Source organism: Kitasatospora sp. NPDC002543 (genome assembly GCF_053594915.1).
This window is the reverse complement of the sequence record NZ_JBSFWR010000188.1, coordinates 1-6,896: the sequence shown is the minus strand read 5'-3', so window position 1 is coordinate 6,896 and position 6,896 is coordinate 1. Positions and strand designations below refer to the sequence as shown.

Genomic DNA, 6,896 nt, shown 5'->3' with positions numbered 1-6,896 from the left:
GGCCACTACGCCGACCAGGGCGTCCGCAACATCCTGGCGCTGCGCGGCGACCCCCCGGACCGGTCGCGGGGCCGCCGGCGTTGTCGGGGGCTTCCCGGGGCCGCCGGCGTTGTCGGCGTTGTCGGCGTTGTCGGCGCCTCCGGGGGCGGGGGGCGCAGGGCTACGCCGAGGGGCGCTCGAGCCGGTCGAGCCAGTCGCCGAACAGGGCGCGGACGGATCCGGCGGCCTCGACCTGGGGGTTGTGGCCGACGCCGTCGAGGACGGCGGCGGCCATCCGGGGGTAGTGGTCGAGCAGGGCGAGCTGGTCGCGCCAGCCGACCAGGGCGTCCTGGCGGGTGGTGACCAGCAGGTGGTGGCCGGGGTGTGGTGCGGCCCCGTGCTCCGGCCAGTGCGGCAGCAGGAAGTCGGCTTCGAGCTCGGCGGCCGCCGCCCGGTCGTGCGCCTCCCACCCGGGCCGGACGTAGCGCTCGAAGAGCCCCCACCCCGCGTCGGTCTGACGCGCCATGACGTACCGGAACAGCTCGCGGTCGGCGGCCGGGAGACGGGCGAGGAGGTCGTCGTCGCGCTCGACCACGGTCTCCCGCGGCAGCGCCCGGTCGGCGCCCCAGCGCACCACCGGCACCAGCAGGGCCGAGCCCAGCACCTGCTCGCCGAACCGCGCGGTCACCGCCCGGGCCAGTTGCCCGCCGAAGGACTGCCCGACCACGGCGAAGGGCCGTCGGCCGACCCGCTCCTCGATCCACCCGTGGACGGCCTCCGCCAGGGCGCCCGCCGAGGTCGGGCCCGGCAGCCGGGGGCTGGCGCCGTGGCCGGGGAGGTCGAGGTAGAGGCGCCGCCAGCCGGGTCGGTCGGCGAAGGCGGGTTCGAGCGGGAGCAGGACGCGGTGGTCGACGGTGTAGCCGTGGATCAGGACGATCGGGGTGCCGTCGCCGAAGGCGGTGTGGCGGATCGGGGTGCCGTCGCCGAAGGCGGTGCGGTGGATCGCGGAGCCGGTCGTGTGGGTCATGACGGCAGCCTCCGACCCTGACACCCGTGGCAGGGTCAAGCCCCGCGGGCACGAGAACCGGACGCACCCGAACCGGGAGCCGGGTCAGGAGAGGCTCTTGACCACGTCCAGGTACTCCCGGATGGCGTCCCGGTTGCGCGTCAGGCACAGGATCCGGCGGGTCATCCGGTCCGTCTCGGACTCCAGGGTGGCGAGCATCTCCGGTGTGGCGTCGGCGAAGTGGATCGTCCGCGGGGTGTCCAGGCAGGGCAGGACCTGCTTGATGATCCGGGTCGGCAGGCCCGCGTCCAGCAGCCCGCGGATCTGCAGCACCCGGTCCACGAGGTACTCGTCGTACGCCCGGTAGCCGTTCGCCTCGCGGCGGGGAGTGAGCAGCCCCTGCTGCTCGTAGTAGCGCAGCAGCCGCGGCGTGGTCTCCGTCCGCCGGGCGAGTTCGCCGATGCGCATGTGTGACCACCCTCACCCCGGGCCGGCGCCACCCCGGCTGGACCTTGACACGGATGTCAACGATAGACCATCGGCCCCATGCCCACTCCTGAACTCCGCGCCCCCGGAAGGCCGGTGGCCCCCGCGCCGGGACTGCCCTGGCCCGCGCTGCTCGCCATGAGCACCGGCGGATTCGTCACGATCATGACCGAGGCCCTGCCCGCCGGGGTCCTGCCCGCGATGAGCGCCGACCTCGGCGTCGGCCAGTCCGCCGCCGGGCAGTCCGTCACGCTCTACGCGGTCGGCTCCATCGCCGCCGCCGTCCCGCTGACCGCCGCCGCCGGGCGCCTGCCGCGCAAACCGCTGCTGCTGGTCGCCGTCGGCGGCTTCGCCGCGGCCAACGCCGTCACCGCCGTCTCGCCGAGCTACCCGCTCACCATGGCCGCCCGGTTCGCGGCCGGCCTGGTCGCCGGGCTGCTCTGGGCGCTGCTGGCCGGGTACGCCCGGGCCGTCGTCGGGCCGGAGCAGCGCGGACGCGCGATGGCCGTCGCCATGGCCGGCTCGACGGTCGCCCTGTCGGTGGGCGTCCCCGCCGGCACCCTGCTGGCCGACCTGGTGGGCTGGCGGGTCACCTTCGGGCTGATGAGCGCAATCGCCGTGGCACTGACCGGCTGGATGCTGCTCGTCCTCCCCGACCTGCCCGGGCGGGCCGACAGGGCCCGCACACCCGTCCGGCAGGTGCTGCGGACGCCGGGCGTGGCCGTCGTCCTGGCCGTCACGGCGACCTTCGTGCTCGCCCACAACGTCCTCTACACCTACGTCGCCGCGCTGCTCGCACCGCTGGGGCTCGACGGCCGGACGGACACCGTGCTGCTCGTCATCGGGCTGTCCGCGCTGGTGAGCATCCTCAGCACCGGCATCCTGATCGACCGGCACCTGCGCCCGTTGACCGTCGCCGCCTCCGTCCTGCTCGCCGCTGCGGCACTGCTCCTCGCCGCCGCCCTGCTCGGCCCGACCGGATGGCCCGCCTACGCCGCCGCCGCGCTCTGGGGCCTGGGCTTCGGCGGCGCCGCCACCCTCCTCCAGACCGCGATCGCCGACGCGGCCGGGCCTGCCGGGGACCTCGCCCAGTCGCTGCTCGTCACCTGCTGGAACCTCGGCATCGCCGTCGGCGGCCTGGCCGGCGGACTCCTCCTCGACCACGCCGGCCCGGCCGCGCTGCCCTGGACCGCCCTCGCCCTCCTGGCCGCCTCCCTGGCCACCACCCTCGGCGGACGGCAGCACGGGTTCCCGGGGCGGGGCGGGCACTCGTCCGGGTGAAATCGACGCACGTTTCCCGCGGCCGACGCACGGTCCGCCGTACCGTGAGTCGTATGACAGCCAGAGTCCCCATCCGCCAGCTCCAACAGCACGCAAGCGAGTTGATCGACCGGGTCGCGGCCGGCGAACGCGTCGAGATCACCCGCAACGGGCGGCTGATCGCGGTCCTCGCTCCGCCCGATCCCGAGCAACGGGTACTGGAGGACCTCGTTCGCGACGGCACCATCGACCCGGAGAACGCCGCTACCGCGCGCGGCCTGGCCGACTGGCCCCTCCCCGAGGCGGGCGTCGAGCTCGGGTCAGCCTCCGAGGCCTTGATCGCCATGCGCGAGGAAGAGGACCGTTGATCTACCTCGACTCCTGCGCGATCCTCAAGCTCCTGATCCCCGAGAGCGAATCCACCGCTCTACGGACGTTTCTCTCCTCGCACGGCGCCGAGGGGCATGCGACCAGCGCACTGGCCCAGGTCGAGGTGCCACGCGCATTGATCCGAATTGGCGCGCCACCCGAACTGCTGGTCAGGTCGACCGGCCTGCTCGATCGGCTGCTCCGCGTCCGGCTCTCGGATCCCGTCCTCAGGGCCGCGTGCCTGTTCCCAACCCGGCACCTCCGTACACTCGACGCGATCCATCTCGCCAGCGCCGAGCACCTCGAACACGCGCTCACGGCCTTCGTCACGTACGACAAAAGACTGGCCGACGCGGCGGAGGAACGGGACCTGCCCGTGGTCTCGCCCGGTCGGACAGCCGACGGCCGATAGGCAGCACGACGGCCCCGGCACGCCTGACGGTACGGCCGATGCCGTGGGCCGGGGCATCCTCCTGACCGATGGTCACCCTCCGCCCAGTGCGGCGGCGAAGCCGTCCAGTCGGGCGACGACCCGGCGCAGGGCGTCGACCGAGCCGAGGGGGTCGCCGGGCAGTTCGAGGCCGTGGTCGGCGCCGGGCAGTTCGAGGACCTCGTGACCGGTCGCGTCGGCGGCGGGGCCGTCCCACAGCCGGTCGGCGGCGCCGCCGACGAGGAGGGTCGGCGCCCCGGCGCGGCGGAGGGCCCGGGCCACGTGGTCGATGGTCAGGACGGGGGTCAGCCAGGCCGCCGGGAGGTTCCGGTCGGCGGCTACGGAGGCGGCGAAGGAGGCGAGGGACTTCCCGACCAGCAGGCGGCAGGCGCCGCCCTCGGCCCCGACGGCTCCGGCGACCTGCCGCTCGACCCAGGCGATCCGGTCGGTCATCGCGAACTCGTCGAATCCTTCCGGGAGTTGCCACCACAGCTCCTGGACGGTCCAGCCGTGCCGGAGGAGGACGGACCGGGCGAAGTGCAGCAGCGGCCGGGCGGGCGAGTACCCGGTTCCGGGGACGATCAGCGCGACCCGGTCGGGGTCGCCGTCGAAGCGGGCTGGGAAGCTCGACCGATCACGGGCGGACATGGGCGCAGGGTATCCGCGCGGGCTCGTTCGGTGGTGTCAACCCTGACCATCGTCATGGTCGTGACCTGACTTTCGGGTCGGGTGGAGAAGGCCCTTCGGCTTCTACCGTCCGGGTCATGACGTACACGGACGGGAAGACCGGGAACTCCACGCACGGCGGCCCGCGCGGCATGGCGGGGGCCGGCCGTACGGCCGGGCGGGGCAGGGCGGCCGCCCGGGGCAGGCCGGTCCTGGCAGCGGCCCTGCTCTGCGCGGGGGCCGGGGTGGTGACGTGGCTCGCGCCGGAGCGGGGCGGCGGGGCCGGGCCCGTGCGGCTGTCGGCCGGGTGGTCGGCCGGCGGCTACCGGCGGGTGGCGGAGGCCGTCGGCGACGCCCCGTCCGCAGTGGCCTCGCTGCTGGAGCCGGCCACCGAGGTCGGGCTGCTGGTGCTCGGGTTCCTGCTGGCGCTCCGCTGGTGGACGGCCCGGGCCCGGCGGGCCGCCGGGGCGGTCGCGGGGGTGGCGCTGGTCGGACTGGGCACGGTGCTGGCCTACGGGGCGAGCGAGGTGCTGAAGGTGGTCCTCGACGAGGAGCGGCCCTGCCGGGCACTGGCCGGGCTGCCCGGCAGGGCGGTCGCCGAGTGCCCGCCGCCCGGCGACTGGTCGTTCCCCAGCAACCACGCCACCCTGGCCGTCGCGCTCGCGACGGGGCTGGTGCTGCTGCGTCCGCGCTGGGCCCCGCTGGTCATACCCGTCGGCGGCGCCACGGCCGCCCTCCGGGTGGCGGCCGGGGTGCACTACCCGCACGACGTGCTCGCCGGTGCCGTGCTCGGTGGCACGGTCACGGCGGCGGCCGTCCTCGCCCTGCGGCCCGCGGCCGCCACCGCCGTGGCGGCCCTGACCGGGGTGCCCGTCCTCGGGCCGCTGCTGTCGGCACCGGCGGCGCCGGCGGCATCGCACTCGAGCGCCGGCTCCGGCACTGGCACGAGCCCGGGCGTCGGCACGGGCGCGGGCACCGGCACGGGCACCGCGGCCTCAGTCCCGTGGGCCGCCCGCGCAGGTCGCGCCGAGGGTCAGCCCGGCCTCGTGCGCGAGGACGGCGGCCGCCGCCCGGTTGGCCACGCCCAAGCGGGCCAGGATGGAACTCACATGGGCCTTCACGGTGCCTTCCACCACCCCGAGCCGACGGGCGATCTGACCGTTGGACAGGCCGGCGGCGATCAACGTCAGCACGTCCCGTTCCCGGGCGGTCAGGGCGGCCACCCGTTCCCGGGCACCGGCGCGCCGGTCGGCGGGGCCGCCGGCGCCGGTGGCGGCCAGGTGGGCGACCACCCGGGCGGCCACCTTGGGTGAGAGGTAGGCCGCCCCACCCGCCACCGCGCGCACCCCGGCGAGCAGTTCCTCCGGCTCGCCGGACTTGATCAGGAAGCCGTTCGCGCCGCCGCCGAGCGCGCGAAGGATGTAGTCGTCCTCACCGAAGGTGGTCAGCATGAGCACTCCGGTCGCCAGGCCGTTCCGGCGGATCTCGGCAGCGGCCGTGATGCCGTCCGTCCCGGGCATCCGGATGTCCAGCACGGCGACGTCCGGCCGGTGGCGCCGAACCAGTTCGACGGCCTCCCGGCCGTCCCCGGCCTCGGCGACGATCTCGATGCCCGGGTCGGTGGCGAGCACGGCGCGCAGTCCGGCACGGATCATGGGCTCGTCGTCGGCGAGCAGCACTCGGATCGGTGCGGTGGTCATCGGCGGCTCCTGTCGGTCGCTCGGGGCGGAGGTGGTGCGGGTGGGGAGGTACAGCGGGCGGTCCTGCGGCGGGTGGTCGTACGGCGGGTGGTCAGGAGACGAGCACGTCGCGCGAGACCAGTCGGGAGTCCCGGAAGCAGAGTCGGTAGGCGTCGCCGGCCCGGTCCACGAACAGTTGGGCGGTGATGGCGTAGTAGGCACACGAGACCCCTTCCCCCGTCGGCGGCGCGGGCGTCGACGGCCCGCTCGGCGGGAGGTACGGCAGCCGGTGGCCGGGCAGCAGTCGCTCGACCGCGGCCTGGTCCTGCCCCACCTGGAGGGAGGCGTAGACCTCCGGGCCCAACACCGACTGGCTGACCACGTAGAGCGTCCATACTCGCAGCGCCACGATCAGCAGCACGGCCGTCACCAGCGGGACGAGCACCACGGCGGCCAGTGTCCGGCCCACCCTGCGCCGGGCCCGCCGCAGCTCGCGCACCGGCGAGGGCGGGGCGGCGGACAGCGGCAGGGCGGGCCCGGCGGCACGGCGCGGCAGGTCGGCCACGACCTCGAACCCGCCGTCCGGGCAGGCCCGGTGGGCGAAGGTGCCACCCGCGAGGCGGACCCGTTCGGCCAGCCCGACCAGGCCGCGGCCACCGGTGGGCGACACGGCGGGCACCGTGACGGAGGTGCCGGCGAACGGTCCGGTGGGCGTTGCGGTGGGCGTTGCGGTGCGCGTGGTTGACGCGGGCAGCGACACCGATGCCGGTGCCGATGCCGGTGCCGGGCCGTTGGCCACCCGGAGACGGGCACCGTCGGCCGAGTACGCCACCTCCACGGTGACGGCCGCTCCCGGCGCGTGCTTGGCGGCGTTGGTCAGCGCCTCCTGCACCACCCGGTACGCGGCGTGCTCGGTGGCGCGCGGAAGCCCGCCCGGCTCGCCGACGGTCTCCGAGCGGACGTCCAGTCCGGCCGCGACCGCCTCGGAGACCAGGTGCGGGATGTCCGAGTCGGCCGGCCC

At 75.5% G+C, this 6,896-nt stretch carries 9 protein-coding genes and 1 pseudogene; 4 read left to right on the top strand and 6 right to left on the bottom strand.

What is annotated here, in order from left to right:
- Positions 1 to 160: 160 nt before the first annotated feature.
- Positions 161 to 1,006, bottom strand: a complete 846-nt coding sequence (locus tag ACWD4P_RS37550; RefSeq protein ID WP_449782728.1) for an alpha/beta fold hydrolase — start codon at positions 1,004 to 1,006, stop codon at positions 161 to 163.
- Between the two features lie 84 nt (positions 1,007 to 1,090).
- On the bottom strand, positions 1,091 to 1,453 hold the full coding sequence (locus tag ACWD4P_RS37545; RefSeq protein WP_359824775.1) for a MerR family transcriptional regulator: 363 nt from the start codon (positions 1,451 to 1,453) through the stop codon (positions 1,091 to 1,093).
- 78 nt (positions 1,454 to 1,531) lie between these two features.
- On the opposite strand from ACWD4P_RS37545, the gene ACWD4P_RS37540 reads away from it, so the two are divergent.
- Genes ACWD4P_RS37540 through ACWD4P_RS37530 form a run of 3 tightly spaced genes read left to right on the top strand, consistent with a single transcriptional unit; the run spans position 1,532 to position 3,512 of the window.
- Positions 1,532 to 2,752 carry an MFS transporter gene (locus ACWD4P_RS37540; RefSeq protein ID WP_449782727.1) on the top strand — a complete coding sequence of 407 codons (1,221 nt, stop codon included), beginning with the start codon at positions 1,532 to 1,534 and terminating at the stop codon, positions 2,750 to 2,752.
- Positions 2,753 to 2,805: 53 nt separating this feature from the next.
- Complete coding sequence (locus tag ACWD4P_RS37535) at positions 2,806 to 3,099, top strand: type II toxin-antitoxin system Phd/YefM family antitoxin (protein WP_359824780.1); 294 nt, start codon at positions 2,806 to 2,808, stop codon at positions 3,097 to 3,099.
- The gene (locus ACWD4P_RS37530) at positions 3,096 to 3,512 is read left to right on the top strand and encodes a type II toxin-antitoxin system VapC family toxin (RefSeq protein WP_359824782.1); all 417 of its coding nucleotides are present in this window, start codon (positions 3,096 to 3,098) and stop codon (positions 3,510 to 3,512) included. Before ACWD4P_RS37535 ends, ACWD4P_RS37530 begins: the two co-directional genes overlap by 4 nt.
- 72 nt (positions 3,513 to 3,584) lie before the next feature.
- Here ACWD4P_RS37530 and ACWD4P_RS37525 read toward each other — a convergent pair whose 3' ends face one another.
- Positions 3,585 to 4,178: an alpha/beta hydrolase gene (locus tag ACWD4P_RS37525; protein ID WP_449782726.1), complete on the bottom strand. Its 594-nt coding sequence runs from the start codon at positions 4,176 to 4,178 to the stop codon at positions 3,585 to 3,587.
- Positions 4,179 to 4,518: 340 nt separating this feature from the next.
- A complete protein-coding gene (locus ACWD4P_RS37520) occupies positions 4,519 to 4,698 on the bottom strand; it encodes a hypothetical protein (protein ID WP_449782729.1) in 180 nt (59 codons plus the stop codon).
- Here ACWD4P_RS37520 and ACWD4P_RS37515 point away from each other — a divergent pair.
- A pseudogene (locus tag ACWD4P_RS37515) lies at positions 4,676 to 4,957 on the top strand (phosphatase PAP2 family protein); the annotation flags it as partial. The gene ACWD4P_RS37520 and the pseudogene ACWD4P_RS37515 overlap by 23 nt on opposite strands.
- Before the next feature lie 234 nt (positions 4,958 to 5,191).
- On the opposite strand, the gene ACWD4P_RS37510 reads toward ACWD4P_RS37515, so the two are convergent.
- Both ACWD4P_RS37510 and ACWD4P_RS37505 read right to left on the bottom strand, forming a co-directional pair.
- The gene (locus tag ACWD4P_RS37510; protein WP_449782725.1) at positions 5,192 to 5,896 is read right to left on the bottom strand and encodes a response regulator; all 705 of its coding nucleotides are present in this window, start codon (positions 5,894 to 5,896) and stop codon (positions 5,192 to 5,194) included.
- Positions 5,897 to 5,987: 91 nt separating this feature from the next.
- On the bottom strand, positions 5,988 to 6,896 hold a 909-nt coding region (locus ACWD4P_RS37505), incomplete at its 5' end, for a sensor histidine kinase (protein WP_449782724.1).